This is a genomic window from Bartonella sp. P0282, from assembly GCF_048452985.1.
In the GTDB taxonomy this organism is placed as follows: domain Bacteria; phylum Pseudomonadota; class Alphaproteobacteria; order Rhizobiales; family Rhizobiaceae; genus Bartonella; species Bartonella choladocola.
In genome coordinates, this window is the sequence record NZ_WTFO01000017.1 from 1 (window position 1) to 348 (window position 348).

Here is a 348-nt window from a genome sequence, read left to right on the forward strand (position 1 = left end):
TAAAGGTGAGTGTTGATCCTTTGCTATCACCTGCGTTAAAGGATGTCGAAGATGCGATAAAGGTGGAATTTCCTTTTCCCCCATCAACATCACCGCCCTTTATTGTCACAGTGGCTTCAAGAGTTCCAACAGCAACAGAAGAAACCTTCGGTGTAATTTTATAAGTTCCGGCAAGCGTGCCTTTCAATGTAGCTACATAAATGCCGCTTTGAGCTGGTGTCTCTTGAATATTCGACAGAACAACCTTGCTCTCATCCGGCTTATTACCGCCCCCGTCAACAATGTCAAAGGTAAGGTCATTGCCTAATCCTGCAACAAGATTGCCATAAGCATCCTTCGCTGTAAAGG

General features: G+C 44.8%; 1 protein-coding gene. It reads right to left on the bottom strand.

The window, feature by feature from the left end; genetic code table 11:
* Positions 1-348: hypothetical protein (locus GQS64_RS11970; RefSeq protein WP_198231765.1), on the bottom strand; the 348-nt coding region annotated here is incomplete at both ends.